Source organism: Streptomonospora sediminis (assembly GCF_054778995.1).
Map to the genome: position 1 here is coordinate 1 of NZ_BAAGYZ010000087.1, position 18,088 is coordinate 18,088.

Here is an 18,088-nt window from a genome sequence, read left to right on the forward strand (position 1 = left end):
CACCGGCCGCGGCGCCCGCCCGCGCGGCCGTGCGCCGGAGGCGGCCGCGGCCCGCGCCGGAAAGGGGGACCCGCAATGAGCCTGCTCGCCGACGTGGCCGCCTGGTTCGCCCGGCCCGAGAACTGGCACGGGTCGGGCGGCATCCCGGCCCGGTTCGCCGAACACGTCTACTACTCGCTGCTGGCGCTGGTGCTCTCCGCCGCGATCGCGGTCCCGGTCGGCCTGCTGACCGGGCACACCGGCCGCGGCGGGTTCCTGGCCATCAGCCTGGCCAACTTCGCCCGCGCGCTGCCCACCATCGGCGTGCTCACCCTGGTCGTCCTGGGCATGGGGCTGGGCCTGGCGCCGGTGCTGGTGGCGCTGGTCGCGCTGGCCGTGCCGCCCATCCTGGTCAACACCTACGAAGGCGTGCGCGGCGTCGACCCGCAGATCACCGACGCCGCCCGCGGCATGGGCATGCGCGGCGGCGAGGTGCTGGCGCGGCTGGAGATACCGCTGGCCATGCCGCTGATCCTGCTGGGGCTGCGCACCGCCGCGGTCCAGGTCGTCTCGACGGCCACCATCGCCGCCTACGTGGGCATCGGCGGCCTGGGCAGGTTCATCGTCGACGGCCAGTCCCAGCAGCTCATCGCGCAGATCCTCGGCGGCGCGCTGCTGGTGGTGCTGCTGGCCCTGTCGGTCACCGGGCTGTTCGCGCTGCTGCGCCGCTGGGTCGTCGCCCGCGGACTGCGCACCCGCCCCGAAACCGCCTCCACCTGAAGCCGCCCGCACGCCCGGATCCTGCCGCACCGAAAACCCCACCCGCACCCGCACACACGAGAAGGTGAACCATGCGCACTCCGACCCGGTCCGCGATCGCCATCGCTCCTCTGGTCCTACTGCTGGCCGCCTGCGGCGGTGGCGACCCCTACTCCGGCGAAGGGGACGGGGGCGGCCAGGACGGCTCCGGCGGCGGCGCGATCGTCGTGGGATCGGCGAACTTCCCGGAGAGCACCCTGCTCGCCCGGATTTACGCCCAGGCGCTCAAGGCCGAAGGCATCGCCGTTGAGACCCAGCTGGACATCGGCAGCCGCGAGGTCTACTACGACCAGATCGCCCAGGGCAACTTGTCGGTCTTCCCCGAGTACAACGGCGCGGTCCTCTTCCACCTCAACCCCGATGCCGAGTCGGGCACCACCGAGGAGACCAACGCGGCGGTGCGCAAGGAACTGCCCGAGAACCTGGCGATCCTGGAGTCGTCCCCGGCCGAGAACAAGGACACCATCTCCGTCACCAGCGAGACCGCCGAACAGGAGGACCTGGCCACCCTCGGCGACCTCAAGGGCGTGGCGGGCGACATGGCCCTGGGCGCCCCGGCCGAGTTCGAGACCCGCACTCAGGGCGTGCCCGGGTTGCAGGACGTCTACGGGGTGGAGTTCGGCGAGTTCACCCCGTTGGAAGGCAACCTGCTGGTCGAGGGGCTGCGCGGCGGCGATGTCCAGGCGGCCAACCTGTTCACCACCGACCCGGCCTTCACAACGGGCGACTTCGTCGCGCTGGAGGACCCCGAGAACCTGTTCGGCTCGCAGAACGTCACCCCGCTGATCAACAAGGATGACGTGGGGCCGCAGGCCCGCGACGTACTCAACGCGGTCTCGGCCGAGCTGACCACCGAGCAGCTGACCGAGCTCGACAGCCGCGTACAGGTCGACCACGAGGAGGCCGACGAGGTCGCCGCCGACTGGCTGGCCGAGGCCGGCCTGGCCTGAACCGGTACCCGAGGACCTGGCCGGCGCGGTGCTCAGCAGTGCGGCGGGCCGCGCGGCGGCGCAGCGCGCATCCCGCGCGGAGCGGGCGGTGCTGCGCCGCCGGGCGTCCTCGGGGGCGTGCGGTGCGGTTCTGGTGCAGCGGTGCAAAAGCGGTGTAGCGCAGTGCGGCGTTGTGTGTGCGGTCCCGTGCGGCCCTATGCGGTGTCGTGCAGAGGTCTGCGGTGTCGTGCGGAGCGGGTGGAAAGCGTGCGGGCGTGCGGTCGTGGGAGGGGGGTCAGAGGATCATGGCCAGGATGAGCCCGACCACGAGGATTCCCAGCACGGTATAGAAGCCATCCATGCCTCCATTGGACGACGGGCGGCGGGCGCGGTGAACTATCCCCGCCGCACATAAACCCGTGGCCGCGGGAGGCGAAGGGTTATCTCTCTAGGGAGTTTGGCTCAGCCCAGAGCGCGGTATCGGCCGCCATAGCGGATCAGCGGCCGGGTCTCGGACGGCCGCCCGGAACCCACCGCCGGCAGGGTCTCGACCGCGGCGATGTAGGCCACGTGGTCGCCGGCCGCCACGCGTTGCTCGACCGTGCACTCCAACGCGGCGATCGCCGACTCCAGCAGCAGCGCACCGGTGTGCTCGCCGCGCCGGTGCGGCTCACTGGCCAGCAGCAGCCGGGCGCTGGGCCTGCCCTCGGCCGCGAACCGGCCCGCCAGTGCGCGCTGGCCCTCGCCCAGGACGCTGACGGCGAAGCGGCCCTGGGCGTCGATCACCTCGCACAGGTAGCTCTCGACCGACACACCCACCATGACCAGCGGCGGATCGGCCGAGACCGATGTGAAGGCGCTGACCGTGCTGCCGATGTCGTCGCGGTCGTCGCGCACGGTCACCACGGTCACGCCGGTGGCGAAGTTGGCCATGGTCTCGGTGAACTCCGCCGGGTTCACCGGATCTCCCAGGAACCCGGCACCGTCAGCGACGCGGCGGCGGGGATCCCCGCGCGTGCGGCCAGCTCGGCGAGGTCGCCGCGCAGCGCCACCGCGGACTCCGGCGCCTGGGTGCGGTCCTCGCTGGACTCCGCCGGTATCAGCCGCTCCCACGGCCCGGCCGCGGGGAAGGACCGCAGCCGGCCCTCGGGCAGGCCGGCCTTTTCGCGGGCCAGCCGCACTGCCGCGGGCAGCCCGCCCAGGTCGTCGACCAGCCCGCCGGCGTGGGCGTCGCGGCCGGTGAGGATGCGCCCGCGTGCCACGGAGTCGACCTGCTCGGCGCTCAGCCCGCGGGCGCGGGCGACCTTGCCGGTGAAGTCGCCGTAGGTGCTGTCGAGCATGGCGTTGACGCGTTCCCACTCGGAGTCGGTGAACCCGCGGTCGGAGCCGAACATCGAGGCGTGGGCGCCGCCGTCGACGGACTCGCTGTTGACGCCGAGCCGCTCCAGCAGCCCCGCCAGGACCGGTTTGCCGCTGTAGACGCCGATGGACCCGGTGAGCGTGCCGGGGCGGGCGGCGATCGCGTCGGCATCCATCACGATGTAGTAGCCGCCGGATCCGGCGATGTCGCCCAGCGAAGCGATGACGGGTGTGCCCGATTCGCGGGTCAGCGCAACTTCGCGTCGGATGACGTCGGAGGCGACCGCCGAGCCGCCGCGGCTGTCGACCCGGAAGACGACCGCTTGCACGTTCCGGTCGCGGCGGGCGGCGCGCAGGGCCGCCGCAACCGTGTCGGCGCCCATGGTCTCGCCGCCCAGCGCGGAGCGGCGGCTGCGTCCGCCGGTGATGAGGCCGGTTGCGGTGACCAGCGCGATGTAGCCGCCGGCGCGCACCGGGATCCGCTCGGAGACGGCGGCGCGCTGCCGGTAGCGGCCCACGTACACCAGCCGCGGGTCGCCGGGCGCACTGCCGCGGTCGGCACGGTCGGTGCCGTCGGCGCGGGCGGGAACGGCCCGACCGTTGGTTTCGCCGGTATGGCGTGCGCGCAGTTCGTCGTAGACCTCATCGCGGTAGGCCAGCCTGTCGACGAGTCCGGCCTCCAGTGCCTCGGCCGCCAGGAGCGGTCCCCGGTCGGTGAGCTCGCGCACCCGTTCGGTGCTCAGCCCGCGCCCCTCGGCGATCCCCTCGGTGACCTGGTCGCCCAGCGACGCCAGCAGCCGCTCGGTGTTCTCGCGGTGCGGCTCGGTGTAGCCCGTCTCGGTGAACTTGTTCGGCGCGTTCTTGTACTCGTGGCGCGTGCCGCCCTCCAACCGCACCCCGAGCCGCTCGGCTGCGCCGCCGAGGAACGTGGTGCTCAGGCTCAGCCCGGTGAGCCCGACCGAGCCGGTCGGCACCAGGGCGACCTCGGCGAAGGCGGTGGCCAAATAGTAGGGGACGGTGCCGGGGCCGAAGTCGCCGTAGGACTCCGCCCACGCCACGGTGTCCTTGCCTGCGGCGCGGAACGCGGCCACCGCCGCGCGCACCTCCTGCACCTTGGCAATGCCCAGGGGCCGGCCGTCGATCTTGGCCACCAGCGCCTTGACGCGCGGGTCCTGCGCGCCGCGGCGGATCCCCTCGACGACGTCGCGGAGCTGCTGGTGGCGCCGGGCGAGGATCTGGCCCAGCGGATCGGCCGGCGCTTCCTCGGCCAGCCCGTCGGTGAGGTCGAGTTCCAGTATCAGCGGGCCGCTGCGCCGCTGCTGGATTCGGTTCACGGGGTCGAGCAGCTTCACCGGATGCACCATGCCCACAGGCTAGTGCGCCGTTCGGCCCGGTGCCGCGATGCGGCCGAAGTCGGCGCTGCACGGCCGTACGCCCAGCGCCCGGTGCCCGCCCGGCCCGCGGGGGTGGCGCGGTGGTCGGTGGGTGCCGCTATCGTCGTGGGGTCAAGCGTGGACCAGAAAGGAAGCCCATGTCCGGCACGTCCGGTTCAGCGCGGTCCAGGACCGCCGCAGCGACCACCGCCGCGGCCGGTGCGGCACTGGCACTGCTGGCGTCGGGGTGCGGAGCGGGCGGCTCCGGCGGCTCCGACGCCGCGCCCAAGCCCGACTCCACCTATAGCGCCGTGGTCGCAGCCGCCGAGCCCGCGCCGCCCTCCGGCGGTTTCACCACCGCCGAGATCAAGGGCATCAAGATCGGCGCGCCCAAGAACTGGAGCGTCGACACCACCGGCGGGCAACTGTGCATGCGCCCGCCCGGCCAGGACTCCTGCGGCTACGGCTCGGTGAAGGTCATGCCGCACGTGGCGAAGAACGACGCCAACAAGTGGCCCAAGAAGCAGTACAACAAGCCCGACGGCTGGGCCTCCACCCCCACCACCTGCCGCAGCCTGGGCACCGCCGCAGCCGGCGACGTCGGGGTCACCGGCGCCGAGGCGCTGGAGGTCGACAACCCCCAGGGCCTGACCGAGCACGCCGACGGCCTCAAGTCCCACCACCGCGAGTGGAAGGTCGACTGCGAGAACGGCGACACCTTCGAGGTGCGGCTGTGGTTCCTGCCGGAGAGCGACATCGCCGTTTACGCATGGTCGGTCGACACCCAGTACTCCGCGCTCTACGACAAGATCGCCGAGTCGATGAACACCGACGCCTACAAGCGGAAGTGACCCGAACCCTGGCCCGGCCCCGGGTGCCGGGTGCGGCCGGTCCGCAGGAGCCAAGCCCCAGCGGACCGGCCGCACCGCCGCGCGTCGCGCGCACCCGGCCGGATCAGGCAGGCGCCAGCCAGACCGCGCCCAGCGGCGGGATGGTCACGGTCGCCGAAGCCGGCTGGCCGTTCCACTCTCCGGCCCGGGCCCGCACCGAACCCCGCGTGCCTGCCGACCCCGCCGACCCCGCGGCGGCCACCCCGCTGCCGCAGTAGTCCACCGAGTCGGTGTTGAGGACCTCGCGCCACGTCCCCGCCTTGGGCAGCCCCACCCGGCGGCCGGTGCGGGTCTCGGGCGAGAAGTTGACCAGGCACGCCAGCACCGACCCGTCGTCGCCGTGGCGCAGGAAGGACAGCGTGTTGCCGGCGGAGTCGCCCCCGTCCAGCCAGGTGAACCCGGCCGGGTCGGTGTCCAGCGACCACAGCGCCGGGGTGGCCCGGTAGATGCGGTTCAGCTCGATCACCAGCGAGCGCACGCCGCGGTGGTAGGCGTGGTCGAGCAGCCACCACTGCACGCCCGCCTCGTGCGACCACTCCTCGCCGTGGCCGATCTCGCCGCCCATGAACAGCAGCTGCTTGCCCGGGTGGGACCACATGAACGCCAGCAGCCCGCGCAGGCCCGCGAACCGGCGCCACTCGTCGCCGGGCATCTTGTACAGCAGCGAACCCTTGCCGTGCACGACCTCGTCGTGCGACAGCGGCAGCACGTAGTTCTCGCTGTAGGCGTAGACCATCGAGAACGTGACCTCGTTGTGGTGGTACTGCCGGTGGACCGGGTCGTGCTTGACGTACTCCAGCGTGTCGTGCATCCAGCCCATGTTCCACTTGAAGCCGAACCCCAGCCCGCCGTGCTCGATGGGGCGCGAGACCCCCGGCCAGGCGGTCGACTCCTCGGCGGCCATGATGATGCCGGGGTTGCGCCGGTAGGCGGTGGCGTTGAGCTCCCGGAGGAACGCCAGCGCATCCAGGTTCTCCCGGCCGCCGAACTCGTTGGCCGACCAGCCGCCGTCCTCCCGCGAGTAGTCCAGGTACAGCATCGAGGCGACCGCGTCCACCCGCAGGCCGTCGATGTGGAACTCCTCCAGCCAGTACAGCGCGTTGGCGACGAGGAAGTTGCGCACCTCGGTGCGGCCGTAGTCGAAGATCAGCGTGTCCCAGTCCGGGTGTTCGCCGCGCTGCGGGTCGTTGTGCTCGTAGGTGGGCGACCCGTCGAAACGGGCCAGGGCCCAGTCGTCCTTGGGGAAATGGGCCGGCACCCAGTCGACCAGCACCCCGATCCCGGCCCTGTGCAGCTCGTCGACGAGCGCCCGGAAGTCGTCGGGCGAGCCGAACCGGGCGGTCGGCGCGTAGTAGGAGGTGACCTGGTAGCCCCACGACCCGCCGAAGGGGTGCTCGGCCACCGGCAGCAGCTCCACGTGCGTGAAGCCCATCTCGCGGACGTGGGACACCAGCTGGGTGGCCAGCTCCAGGTAGGACAGGCCCGGGCGCCACGAACCCAGGTGGACCTCGTAGACGCTCATCGGGCGGCGGTCCCACTCCTGGGTCTTGCGCTCGGCCAGCCAGGCGTCGTCGCGCCACTGGTAGCGGGACGTGTGCACGACCGAGGCGGTCTCGGGCGGGCGCTGGGTCGCGAACGCCATCGGGTCGGCCTTGTCGCGCCACTGCCCGTCGCGGCCCAGGATCCGGAACTTGTACAGCGTGCCGTCGCCGATGCCGGGGACGAACAGTTCCCACACGCCGCTTTCGCCCAGCGAGCGCATCGGGTGGGCGGTGCCGTCCCAGTGGTTGAAGTCGCCGACCACCCGCACACCCTGGGCGCCGGGCGCCCACACGGCGAAGCCGACCCCGTCGACATCGCCCATGGGAGAAGGGTGGGTGCGGGTGTGCGCGCCCAGCGCGCGCCACAGCTCCTCGTGGCGGCCCTGCCTGATCAGGTGCAGGTCGAGTTCTCCGAGGGTGGGCAGGTGGCGGTAGGGGTCGTCGGTGGTCGTCTCGACGGAACCGGTGCCGCAGTCGTAGGCGACGGCCAGCCGGTAGTCGGGAGCGGTGCCGGGCAGGGTGGCGGCGAACACGCCCTGGTGCACGTGCGCCAGCTCGATCCGGGTGCCGTCCTGCAGCACCGCGTGCACCGACCGCGCCAGGGGGCGCAGGGTGCGCACGACGGTGGTGCCGCCGGCGCCGGGATGTGCGCCGAGCAGGCTGTGCGGGTCGTGGTGGCGGCCGGCGACCAACCGGTCGATCTCTGCGGTCAGGGCGGTATCGGAGACGCTCATGGGAATCGTGGCCATCCTGGGCTGTCGTGGGCGGGTGTGGCGGTTCACGCGGCCAGCGCCGCGATGGAGTCCAACGGGATGCGCAGCCACGAGGGCCGGTTGTGCGCCTCGTAGAGCACCTCGTAGACGGCCTTGTCGTACTCGAAGGCGCGCAACACGGTCTGGTGCTTCTCGGGGTCGATCCCGCCGCCGAAGGCGTAGCCGGCGCTGAAAGCATCGCGGTTGCGCTGGGCCCAGGCGCGCGCGGCCGGGGCCAGCTCCGGTGCCGACGCCGAGCCCACGAGCTGGTAGCGGGCCGCGTAGTCGAACGAGCGCAGCATCCCGGCGACGTCGCGCAGCGGACTGGAGGGGAGCCGGCGTTCCTCGACCGGGGCGGCGGGCTCGCCTTCGAAGTCCAGCAGCACCCAGCCGGAATCGGTGCGCACCACCTGGCCCAGGTGGTAGTCGCCGTGCACCCGCTGGATGGGCAGGGGCTCGTCGACGCGCGCGAACGACTCGTAGGCGCTGCGCAGCACGCCGACGTAGGGCTGGAGCTCGGGCACCTCGGTGGTTGCCAGCCGCAGCCGGCCCAGCATCGACCCGGCCAGCTCGCGCAGGGCGCGGGGCGAAAGGACGTCGGTGGGGAGTTCGCGGGCGAGCGCGCGGTGCACGGCGGCGGTGGCGGCGCCGAGCCGCTCGGCCTCCCCGGCGAAGTCGCCGCCGGCGTCGCCGGGGGAGAGGCCGGGGTTGGCGTAGAGGTCGCGCACGCTGGTGGCGGCCAGCACCCAGCCGTCGGTCGCGCTGCGCATGTACTCCTGCAGCATCGCCAGTGTGGTCGGTACCGACCTGCCGCCCTGGTCGATGTCGGTTTCGATCCAGGCGTAGGGCCGCGCCACATAGGGCGATCCGGCCAGCGCCGCGGTCAGTTCCAGGTCCGGGTTGAGGCCGGGCCAGAGCCTGCGGAACGCCTTGAGGACGTAATCCTCGCCGTAGACCAGGGAGGTGTTGGACTGCTCACCCTTGAGCACCAGGCTGCGCTGCCCGCCGCGCACGGCGCTGCCGGGTACGCGGCGGAACCGCACGGGGGCGCTTCGGGGACCGGTGGCGGCACCGCCGGGCGTGGTGCCGCTCAACGGGGTGCCGTTGGCCGCGGCGCCGTTGATTGAATAGTCGGCCGCCACTGTGCCGTTGACCGCCGCACCGTTGCCCGCGGCGCCGGCCGCCGCACCGTTGACCGCTGTGCCGTTGCCGGCTGCGGTGCTGCCCGCAGCAGGCTCCCGGCAGCCGTCGCCGATGGCGAGGCGGTCCAGCAGCAGGGCGGTCAGCTCCGGGTCGTGGACCGCGTCGTAGACCGTGCGCGCGGTGCCGCCGAGGCGGCACACGCCGATCGCGGCATGCGCCAGCTCCTCGCGCAGCGTCCCCACCGGGCGCAGCCCGAGGAGCACCTGGTATCTGGATACTGAGCTGCGCTGGCCGACATCGACGACCAGGACGCGCAGCCCGGGGTCGCCGCTCAGCAGGGCATGTTCCGCCTCGACCGTGACGGTCTCGATCGGCGCCCCCTTCCCGGCGAACCACCGCTGCCGTGGGATCCAGTCGGCCAGGAGCTCCTCAAGCTGAGTCATCTGCAAGAGACCTCTTCCGCTTATCGCCGCGGCCCGGTGGTGCCGGATGCGCGGGAAGCGCCGTCGGCGGCCCGTTCGGGCGCCGCGGCGCTCGGCCCGCTCGCCGCGGCCGCCGGCCGCTGCCGTGCGGCGGCCGCGCCTGGCCGCGGTGTCGTTCGCGTTTGTCGGTTGCGGTCGTCGGGGCTGGGGCCGTCGGCCTCCTCGACGGGAGGCAGCTGGAACCAGTAGAAGCCGTGCCCCGGCAGGGTCATGAGGTAGGGCAGCTCGCCGATGGCGGGGAAGCGCACCCCGCCCATGCACTCGATGGGTGTGGCGTTCTCGAACCGGCGCAGGTCCAGCTCGACGGGCTGCGGGAACCGGGACAGGTTGTTGACGCACAGCATCCGGTCGTCGCCGTACTCGCGGACGAACGCGAGCACGCTGGGGTTGCTCGCGTGCAGCTCGGTGAAGTCGCCGGTGCCGAAGACCGGGTGCCGCTTGCGGATCTGGATCATCTTGCGCGTCCAGTTCAGCAGCGAGCCGGGGTTGTCGCGCTGGGCCTCGACGTTGAGCGCCTGGAAGCCGTGGATCGGGTCCAGGATCAGCGGCAGGTACAGCCGCGCCGGGTCGCAGCGCGAGAACCCGGCGTTGCGGTCGGAGGTCCACTGCATCGGGGTGCGCACCGCGTCGCGGTCGCCCAGCCAGATGTTGTCGCCCATGCCGATCTCGTCGCCGTAGTACAGCACCGGCGATCCGGGCAGCGACAGCAGCAGCGCGGTGAACAGCTCGATCTGGTTCTTGTCGTTGTCGAGCAGCGGCGCCAGGCGGCGGCGGATGCCGACGTTGGCCCGCATCCGCGGGTCCTTGGCGTACTCGGCGTACATGTAGTCGCGTTCTTCGTCGGTGACCATCTCCAGCGTCAACTCGTCGTGGTTGCGCAGGAAGATCGCCCACTGGCAGTTGCGCGGGATCTTCGGGGTCTGGGCGAGGATCTCCGAGATCGGGTAGCGCTGTTCGCGGCGCACCGCCATGAACATCCGCGGCATCAGCGGGAAGTGGAAGTTCATGTGGCACTCGTCGCCGCCGGCCTCGAAGTCGCCGAAGTAGTCGACGACGTCGGCGGGCCACTGGTTGGCCTCGCTCAGCAGCACCCGGTCGGGGTAGATGCGGTCGATCTCGGAGCGGATCCGCTTGAGGAACTCGTGGGTTTCCTTGAGGTTCTCGCAGTTGGTGCCCTCGCGCTCGTACAGGTAGGGCACCGCGTCCAGCCGGAAACCGTCGATGCCCAGGTCCAGCCAGAAACGCAGCACTTCGAGGATGGCCTCCTGCACCGCCGGGTTCTCGAAGTTGAGGTCGGGCTGGTGGGAGAAGAACCGGTGCCAGTAGTACTGCCCGCGGGTTTCGTCGTAGGTCCAGTTGGACTGCTCGGTGTCGACGAAGATGATGCGGGCGTCACCGTAGCGCTCGGTGGTGTCGGACCACACGTAGAAGTCGCCGTAGGGCCCTTGCGGGTCCTCGCGCGAGGCGGTGAACCACGGGTGCTGGTCGCTGGTGTGGTTCATGACCAGGTCGGCGATGACCCGGATGCCGCGGCGGTGGGCCTGGTCGACCAGTTCCACGAAGTCGGCGATCTGCCCGAACTCCGGCAGGATCTTCATGTAGTCGGAGATGTCGTAGCCGCCGTCGCGCAGCGGTGACTCGTACAGGGGCAGCAGCCACACGCAGTCGATGCCGAGCCATTCGAGGTAGTCGAGCTTCTCGATCAGCCCGCGCAGGTCGCCGGTGCCGTCGCCGTTGGAGTCGTAGAAACCGCGGACGAGCACCTCGTAGAAGACGGCGTGCTTGTACCAGTACGGTTCGCGTGGCTTCTCGTGGGTGAAGGTATCGGGCACGGCCGCAAGGGGCGTCGTGTGACTGGTGCCTGGCACCGGCTCTGATGTGGTCACGAGGCTACTCCACGAGTTGGCTTTCCAGCGCCTGCCGCGTCAATGGCCCGGTATGCGAAGAGCGGTGCGCCTCATTCAAGGCAGAGCCCTATAGCGAACGGCCTTATTCAGCGGGGCCTACTGTGAATATGTGTGCGGACTGGAAACGCGGGTCGAGGCGGACATAATTGGCCTGTCCCCAGACGTAAGATTCCCCGGACACCTGGTCGGTCACTGTTATCCGGGAGTCGGGGCAAAACCCGAGAGCGGGCAGATCGAGCCGCACCGTCGCCTCTTGCGCGTGGTGCGGATCGAGGTTGGCGACGGCGAGGACGACGTCGTCGCGCCCCCCGGCGCCCGCGCCGGCCAGCCGTTTGGAGAAGCAGATCAGCTCCGGCCGGTCGGCATGGTGGAACCGCAGGTTGCGCAGTTCCTGCAGTGCAGGGTGCTCGCTCCTGAGCGAGTTCAGCCTGCGCAGTAGCGGTGCGATGGTTTTTCCATCGGATTCGGCGGCGACCCAGTCCCGGGGACGGTATTGGTATTTCTCCGAGTCCAGGTATTCTTCGCTGCCGGGCTTTACCGGGGTATTCTCGCAGAGCTCGTAACCGGAGTAGACGCCCCACGCCGGAGACATCAGGGCCGCGAGTACCGCGCGCACCTCGAATGCGGGCCTGCCCCCGTTCTGGAGGTAGGCCGGCAGGATGTCGGGGGTGTTGGTGAACAGGTTGGGACGCATATACGGCGCGGACTCGCCGCTGAGTTCGGTCAGGTACTCCTGCAGTTCCTCTTTGGAATTGCGCCAGGTGAAGTAGGTGTAGGACTGGTGGAACCCGGCACGGGCCAGCGCGGCCATCACCGCCGGGCGGGTGAAGGCTTCGGACAGGAAGAGCACGTCGGGGTCGGTCTCGGCGACCTCGCCCAGCAGCCGTTCCCAGAACGCCAGCGGCTTGGTGTGCGGGTTGTCCACCCGGAAGATGCGCACTCCGCGCGCCATCCAGAACCGTACGATCCGCAGTACTTCGGCGTAGATGCCCTCGGGGTCGTTGTCGAAGTTCAGGGGGTAGATGTCCTGGTACTTCTTGGGCGGGTTCTCGGCGTGGGCGATGGAGCCGTCGGCGCGGTGAGTGAACCACTCGGGGTGCTCGGTGACCCACGGGTGGTCCGGCGAGCACTGCAGCGCCAGGTCCAGCGCGATCTCCAGGCCGTGCTCGGCCGCTTCGCACACGAAGGAGTCGAAGTCGCCGAGGGTGCCCAGGTCGGGGTGGATCGCGTCGTGCCCGCCGTCGGCCGATCCGATGGCCCACACCGATCCGGGGTCGCCCGGGCCGGGGGTGAGGGTGTTGTTGGGCCCTTTGCGAAAGGAGTGGCCCACCGGGTGCACGGGCGGCAGGTAGACGACCTCGAAGCCCATGTCGGCGATTGCGGGCAGCCGCTTGGCGGCGGTGGCGAGGGTGCCCGAGCGCCAGGCGCCGTCGGCGCCGTCCATGGCCGCACCCTCTGAGCGGGGGAAGAACTCGTACCAGGAGCCCACCAGCGCGCGCCGGCGGTGCACGGCCAACGGGAAGCGTTTGGTCCGGGTGAGAAGGTCGCGCAGCGGTTCGGCGGTGAGTTGCGCGGTCACCTCGGGGGCGGTTGCGGCGGCCAGGCGGTCCTGGGGGGTGCGCGAACCGTCGCGCAGTAGGGCGGCGATGCGGGCCATCGCGGGTTGGCGGGGTACGCGCCGGGCCGCCCGCTCGAACAGGCGCGCGCCCTCTTCCAGCACGAGGTCGGTGTCCTGGCCGATCGGGATCTTGACGGCGGCTGCGTGCCGCCAGGTGGCCAGGGGGTCGCTCCAGGATTCGACGCTGAAGCTCCACCGGCCCGCACCGCCGACGGTGATGTCGGCTCCGTAGCGGTCGGTGCCGGGTGCGATCTCGCTCATGGGGGTGAACGAGTGCCTGCGGCCCTGCGGGTCGTAGAGGGCGACCCCGGCGCCGAGGGCGTCGTGGCCTTCGCGGATCACCGTCGCCCGGACGGGAAGGGTCTCGCCGGCGGCCGCTTTGGCGGTGCCGTAGTCCAGGACCGGCGAGACGTCGAGAATAGGAATGCGTCCAATCACAGGTACACCATCATTGTCGTCATGCCCGACGGTTGGCCGGGATTCGAGTGGATTGTCGGATTTAAACCGAATGGGCTGACCGCGGATGCTGCGCGGTGCGCCCCGGGCTGTGTTCGGGCAGGCCGAATAAACCGAAGAGCCGGTCGGGCTGCTCCGGTATTTCGGGTCGGTCCTGCTTCTCTGTCTATCGTCACGCCGGAACGCGGACTACGCCGACAACCCGGCGCGGGGATTTTTTGTGATTGTCCTCACGCTCTCTTGGGGTGCCGCTGAGCTGCAGGGATTCAATGCAGCGGGAGGTGCGGCAAACCGGTCATATGCCGCCGGTGCCGTTCGGTGTTTCCCAGGTGGCCGTGGTTTCGAGGGGACATATTCCGGAAACACAAGTCCGACAGCCGGCTTGCGGACGAAACTGTCCGGAATTTACCGAGTCATGGCAGTGGTTCGGGTTTGGTAAATCCGACTGCTGCAGCGGCGGCCGGTAACGCTGCCGGAACACGACCGGAACGCGGCGTTTTCCCGGGAACTTCCGCAAAACGGCGGTGGAGAGTCGCATGCAAGCGCCCGATTGACTAGCCTCACGCTGCGTGAAGGCGATTCGCAGGTTCACCGTCCGCACTGTCCTTCCCGACGAGCTCGCGCCATTGGAGCGGCTCGCGGCCAACCTCCGCTGGGCGTGGCACGCTCCGACACGCGAACTGTTCGCGGCCGTCGACCCCGAAGTGTGGGAATGCTGCGGCCACGACCCCTTCCGCATGCTCGGCGAGGTCGCCGCCGACCGCTTCGCCGAACTCGCCGGCGATCCCGGTTTCCTAGCGCGGCTGCACGCGGCCGACGCCGATCTCGCCGCCTACCTCGGCGACGACCGCTGGTACCAGCACCACGCCCGCGAACACCCCGCCCCCGCGGCCGTCGCCTACTTCTCGGCCGAGTACGGCCTGACCGCGGCGCTGCCCCAGTACTCCGGCGGCCTGGGCATCCTGGCCGGCGACCACCTCAAGAGCGCCAGCGACCTCGGCGCCCCGGTCATCGGAGTCGGCCTGCTCTACCAGCACGGCTACTTCAGCCAGGCGCTGTCGCCCGAGGGCTGGCAGCTTGAGGACTACCCCGACGTCGATCCCCGCGGCCTGCCGCTGGCCCAGTTGCGCGACAGCGCGGACGATCCCGTATGCGTCGGCCTCGACCTGCCCGGCGGGCGGCGGCTGAGCGCGCGCGTATGGGTCGCCCGGGCCGGACGCGTGCCGCTGCTGCTGCTCGACGCCGCCCACGAGGACAACCCCGCCGACCTGTGCGCGGTCACCGACCGCCTCTACGGGGGCGGCAAGGAGCACCGGCTGCGCCAGGAACTGCTGCTGGGAGTGGGCGGCATGCGCGCGGTGCGCGCCTACTGCCGGGTGTCCGGGCACCCCGAACCCGAGGTCTTCCACATGAACGAGGGCCACGCCGGCTTCCTCGGCGTCGAACGCGTGCGCGAGTACGTCAGCGGCGGGCTGTCCTTCCGCGAGGCCGTCGAGGCCACCCGGGCCGCCACCGTCTTCACCACGCATACCCCCGTATCGGCCGGAATCGACCGCTTTGCCCGCGACCTCGTCCACCGGCACTTCGCCGCCGGCGACTCCGTGGCGGCCGGCCTGGCCGCCGAGGACGTGCTGGCGCTGGGCGCCGAGGACTTCGCCGGCGGCGACCCCGCGGTGTTCAACATGGCCGTCATGGGCATGCGGCTGGCCCAGCGGGTCAACGGGGTCAGCAAACTGCACGGTGCGGTCAGCCGCGACATGTTCCGCGGCCTGTGGCCCGGTTTCGACACCGCCGAAGTCCCCATCACCGCCGTCACCAACGGGGTGCACGCGCGCACCTGGGTGGCCGAGGAAGCCCAGGAACTCGCCCGGCGCATGGTGCCCGACACCGGCGAGTTCACCAGCGCCGAAGGCTGGCGCAAACTCACCGGCGCGTCCGAGGACGAGCTCTGGCAGATGCGCCGCACCCTGCGCGAGCGCCTGGTCGCCGACGCCCGCGCGCGCCTGCGCGCCTCGTGGCGGCGGCGCGGCGCCAGCGGGGCCGAACTCGGCTGGATCGACGACGTGCTCGACCCCGAGGTACTCACCATCGGCTTTGCCCGCCGCGTGCCTTCCTACAAGCGGCTCACGCTGATGCTGCACGACCGCGGCCGGCTCGCGTCGCTGCTGCACGACCCCGACCGCCCGCTGCAGATCGTCGTCGCGGGCAAGGCCCACCCGGCCGACGAAGGCGGCAAGCGGCTCATCCAGGAGATCGTCCGCTTCGCCGACGACCCCCGGGTGCGGCGCAGGATCGTGTTCCTGCCCGACTACGACATGGCGCTGGCGCGCTCGCTGGTGCAGGGCTGCGACGTGTGGCTGAACAACCCGCTGCGCCCGCTTGAGGCGTGCGGCACCTCGGGCATGAAAGCCGCGCTCAACGGCGGCCTCAACCTCTCCGTGCGCGATGGCTGGTGGGAGGAGTGGCACGACGGCTCCAACGGCTGGGCCATCCCCACCGCCGACGGTGTCGACGACCCCGACCGGCGCGACGCCCTTGAGGCGGCGGCGCTGTACGAACTGGTCGAGCAGCAGGTTGCACCGCTGTTCTACGACTTCGACGACCGCGGCCTGCCCAAGCGCTGGCTGGAGATGGTCAAGCACACGCTGGTATCCCTGGGGCCCAAGGTGCTGGCCACGCGCATGTTCCGCGACTACGCCACCCGGCTCTACCAGGGCGCCGCCGACTCCTCGCGGATCCTGGCCGCCTCCGACATGCGCGGCGCACGCGAACTCGCCGCCTGGAAACAGCGGGTGCGGGCCGCCTGGCCGAGTGTGCGGGTCGAGCACATCGAGATGGCCGGCACCGACGGGCCGCCGCTGGTCGGCGGCGACCTCGGAGTGCGCGCGTCAGTGGCCCTGGGCGGGCTGTGCCCCGACGATGTGCGGGTCGAGGTCGCCCTGGGCCGGGTGTCGGACTCCGAGGCGCTGGTCGACCCGGCGCTGGCCGAGCTCGCGGCCGAAGACCCCCCGGCCTGCGGCACCGCCGGCACGGCGGCGCAGGGCCGCGCATCGGCCGAGAGCCCACCGCGGAAAGGCTCCGGTGTGGTGCGCTACAGCGGGGCCGTGCCGCTGGCCCGCGCCGGAAACTGCGGGTTCACGGTGCGGGTACTGCCGAGCCACCCGCTGCTGAGCGAACCCGCCGAGATGGGCCTGGTAGCGGTGCCCGACCTGCCCGAGAGCCCCGACGACGGGATGGTGCTGCGCTGAGGGGCGGTTGCGCCGCACCGGCGCGGGGTGGGCCGGGCCGATGCGGGGGTCCGCTCGGCGGCCTTGTCCGCGGTCGGCCGAGGGGTGGTCTGAACGTGAAATGCGGCAGCGACTGCCGCGGAGGGTTGAGGCCGACTGCCGGCGGTACTGCGAGCGGGCAGTAGCGGCCCTAACGGGGCGGCACCGGTCCGCTGTGCGGCCTTGCAGTCGGCCGGGTGCCGGGCGGCCTGCAAGGAAAAGCGGCGCCGGGGGCAGCGCGGGCTCCGGCGGGCGACCACCGGTGCCGTGCACGGGTGGTCGAAGCCGCAACGGGGCGGCGGTGGGGCGGCGTTGCGGCTGACCGCGCTACCTGTTTCATCCCACCCGAATCAGAACGCAAACCGGGCATCTCAGAAGCAATACGTCACTTATGGACTGCCCAGCATGATGATCATGCAGAGATGACCAAATATCAAAGCTGAGACGGGCATTTCTGCATGATCATCGCTAACTTGAGCCCCGGAACCCGATATAGCGGACACGTGCCCGCCCACCCGGGCCGCCACCGCCCTCGGTGCCGCTTTTCCCCAGACCAACCTGTCACCCGGCAGACCACAAGGCCGCACAGCCGGCCGTTGCCGCCGGGCGCCGCCGGGAAAACCGCTGGCGCATTCGGAGCCGCACTGGCAGCCTCCGCCCGCGGGGTCCCCAGGGCCGGGAGTTGCCGGCCCGGGCGGAGCGGGCAGTGCAGCGCGGAAAGGCGGATCGGACGCATGGGCGGCAACATCGGCGGCGGCGACTTCGAGGCTCTGGTGGCCGAAGCCGCCGCTGCCCCGGTAGAGGGCTGGGATTTCTCCTGGCTGGAGGGACGCGCGAGCGAGGAGCGGCCTTCGTGGGGCTATGCCCGGTCCATGGCCGAGCGGATGGCCGGCGCCCGTGCCGCTCTGGACATCGAGACCGGCGGCGGCGAGGTCCTCGCCGAGGTGCCCGAGTTGCCGGTGCTGACCGTTGCCACGGAGTCCTGGCCGCCCAACGCCGCCCGCGCCGCCGCGCGCCTGCACCCGCGCGGCGCGGCCGTGGTCGCCACAGCGGGCGAGCCGCCGCTGCCGTTCACCGATGGGGTCTTCGACCTGGTGGTGAGCCGGCACCCGGTCGAGACCCACTGGTCGGAGATCGCCCGTGTGCTGCGTCCCGGCGGCGACTACTTCGCGCAGCACGTGGGCCCGGCGAGCCTCTTCGAGTTGGTGGAGCACTTCCTCGGCCCGCAACCGCCCGCGGTCCGCAACCGCCGCCACCCCGACGCCGCGGCGTCCGCCGCGCAGGAGGCCGGGCTGGAAGTCCGCGACCTGCGGATGGAGACGCTGCGTGCGGAGTTCCACGACATCGGCGCGGTGGTGTACTTCCTGCGCAAGGTGATCTGGATCGTCCCGGGGTTCACGGTCGAGCGCTACCGCGGCGCCTTGCGGAAACTGCACGACCGCATCCGGGCCGAAGGTTCCTTCACCGCCCACTCGACCCGTTTCCTCATCGAGGCACGCAACCGCGGCTGAGGCGGCCGGTCGTGCGAGGCGGCCGGCCCGGTGCGGCGGCGGGGCTCGGGGGAGTGCCGGCAG

General features: G+C 71.4%; 11 protein-coding genes. 5 read left to right on the forward strand and 6 right to left on the reverse strand.

All coding sequences use genetic code 11. The annotated features are described in order from the left end of the window. Positions 1 to 75: 75 nt before the first annotated feature. Both ACYVD5_RS17530 and ACYVD5_RS17535 read left to right on the forward strand, forming a co-directional pair. The gene (locus ACYVD5_RS17530) at positions 76 to 759 is read left to right on the forward strand and encodes an ABC transporter permease (RefSeq protein WP_461002140.1); all 684 of its coding nucleotides are present in this window, start codon (positions 76 to 78) and stop codon (positions 757 to 759) included. A 71-nt stretch (positions 760 to 830) separates the two neighbouring features. Beyond that, on the forward strand, positions 831 to 1,748 hold the full coding sequence (locus ACYVD5_RS17535; RefSeq protein ID WP_461002141.1) for an ABC transporter substrate-binding protein: 918 nt from the start codon (positions 831 to 833) through the stop codon (positions 1,746 to 1,748). Positions 1,749 to 2,189: 441 nt separating this feature from the next. Here the strand turns inward: ACYVD5_RS17535 and ACYVD5_RS17540 are convergent, their stop codons facing one another. Both ACYVD5_RS17540 and ACYVD5_RS17545 read right to left on the reverse strand, forming a co-directional pair. Beyond that, positions 2,190 to 2,660 (reverse strand): flavin reductase family protein, encoded by a 471-nt coding sequence (locus ACYVD5_RS17540; protein ID WP_461002157.1) that lies wholly within the window; start codon positions 2,658 to 2,660, stop codon positions 2,190 to 2,192. 23 nt (positions 2,661 to 2,683) lie between these two features. After that, complete coding sequence (locus tag ACYVD5_RS17545; protein WP_461002142.1) at positions 2,684 to 4,450, reverse strand: S49 family peptidase; 1,767 nt, start codon at positions 4,448 to 4,450, stop codon at positions 2,684 to 2,686. 167 nt (positions 4,451 to 4,617) lie between these two features. On the opposite strand from ACYVD5_RS17545, the gene ACYVD5_RS17550 reads away from it, so the two are divergent. Continuing rightward, a complete protein-coding gene (locus ACYVD5_RS17550) occupies positions 4,618 to 5,310 on the forward strand; it encodes a hypothetical protein (protein ID WP_461002143.1) in 693 nt (230 codons plus the stop codon). A gap of 103 nt (positions 5,311 to 5,413) precedes the next feature. On the opposite strand, the gene glgB is transcribed toward ACYVD5_RS17550, so the two are convergent. The 4 genes from glgB to ACYVD5_RS17570 all read right to left on the reverse strand — a co-directional run bounded on the left by glgB (position 5,414) and on the right by ACYVD5_RS17570 (position 13,230). Then, the gene (gene glgB, locus ACYVD5_RS17555) at positions 5,414 to 7,624 is read right to left on the reverse strand and encodes a 1,4-alpha-glucan branching protein GlgB (RefSeq protein WP_461002144.1); all 2,211 of its coding nucleotides are present in this window, start codon (positions 7,622 to 7,624) and stop codon (positions 5,414 to 5,416) included. Between the two features lie 44 nt (positions 7,625 to 7,668). After that, the gene (locus tag ACYVD5_RS17560) at positions 7,669 to 9,228 is read right to left on the reverse strand and encodes a maltokinase N-terminal cap-like domain-containing protein (RefSeq protein WP_461002145.1); all 1,560 of its coding nucleotides are present in this window, start codon (positions 9,226 to 9,228) and stop codon (positions 7,669 to 7,671) included. 20 nt (positions 9,229 to 9,248) lie between these two features. Next, positions 9,249 to 11,099: a maltose alpha-D-glucosyltransferase gene (gene treS, locus ACYVD5_RS17565; protein ID WP_461002158.1), complete on the reverse strand. Its 1,851-nt coding sequence runs from the start codon at positions 11,097 to 11,099 to the stop codon at positions 9,249 to 9,251. Positions 11,100 to 11,256: 157 nt separating this feature from the next. Next, entirely contained in the window at positions 11,257 to 13,230 is a 1,974-nt protein-coding gene (locus ACYVD5_RS17570) for an alpha-1,4-glucan--maltose-1-phosphate maltosyltransferase (protein ID WP_461002146.1), read from the reverse strand. Positions 13,231 to 13,817: 587 nt separating this feature from the next. Between ACYVD5_RS17570 and glgP the strand changes: the two genes are divergently transcribed. Both glgP and ACYVD5_RS17580 read left to right on the forward strand, forming a co-directional pair. Continuing rightward, positions 13,818 to 16,496: an alpha-glucan family phosphorylase gene (gene glgP, locus ACYVD5_RS17575; protein ID WP_461002147.1), complete on the forward strand. Its 2,679-nt coding sequence runs from the start codon at positions 13,818 to 13,820 to the stop codon at positions 16,494 to 16,496. Positions 16,497 to 17,248: 752 nt separating this feature from the next. Next, positions 17,249 to 18,025 (forward strand): methyltransferase domain-containing protein, encoded by a 777-nt coding sequence (locus ACYVD5_RS17580; protein WP_461002148.1) that lies wholly within the window; start codon positions 17,249 to 17,251, stop codon positions 18,023 to 18,025. The last annotated feature ends 63 nt before the right edge of the window (positions 18,026 to 18,088 follow it).

Coding starts and splice junctions, on each gene's coding strand:
- ACYVD5_RS17535 (WP_461002141.1), top strand. CDS start 831: ATGCGCACTCCGACCCGGTCCGCGATCGCCATCGCTCCTCTGGTCCTA.
- ACYVD5_RS17560 (WP_461002145.1), bottom strand. CDS start 9,228: ATGACTCAGCTTGAGGAGCTCCTGGCCGACTGGATCCCACGGCAGCGG.
- ACYVD5_RS17540 (WP_461002157.1), bottom strand. CDS start 2,660: ATGGCCAACTTCGCCACCGGCGTGACCGTGGTGACCGTGCGCGACGAC.
- ACYVD5_RS17530 (WP_461002140.1), top strand. CDS start 76: ATGAGCCTGCTCGCCGACGTGGCCGCCTGGTTCGCCCGGCCCGAGAAC.
- ACYVD5_RS17545 (WP_461002142.1), bottom strand. CDS start 4,450: ATGGTGCATCCGGTGAAGCTGCTCGACCCCGTGAACCGAATCCAGCAG.
- ACYVD5_RS17550 (WP_461002143.1), top strand. CDS start 4,618: ATGTCCGGCACGTCCGGTTCAGCGCGGTCCAGGACCGCCGCAGCGACC.
- ACYVD5_RS17580 (WP_461002148.1), top strand. CDS start 17,249: ATGGGCGGCAACATCGGCGGCGGCGACTTCGAGGCTCTGGTGGCCGAA.
- glgB (WP_461002144.1), bottom strand. CDS start 7,624: ATGAGCGTCTCCGATACCGCCCTGACCGCAGAGATCGACCGGTTGGTC.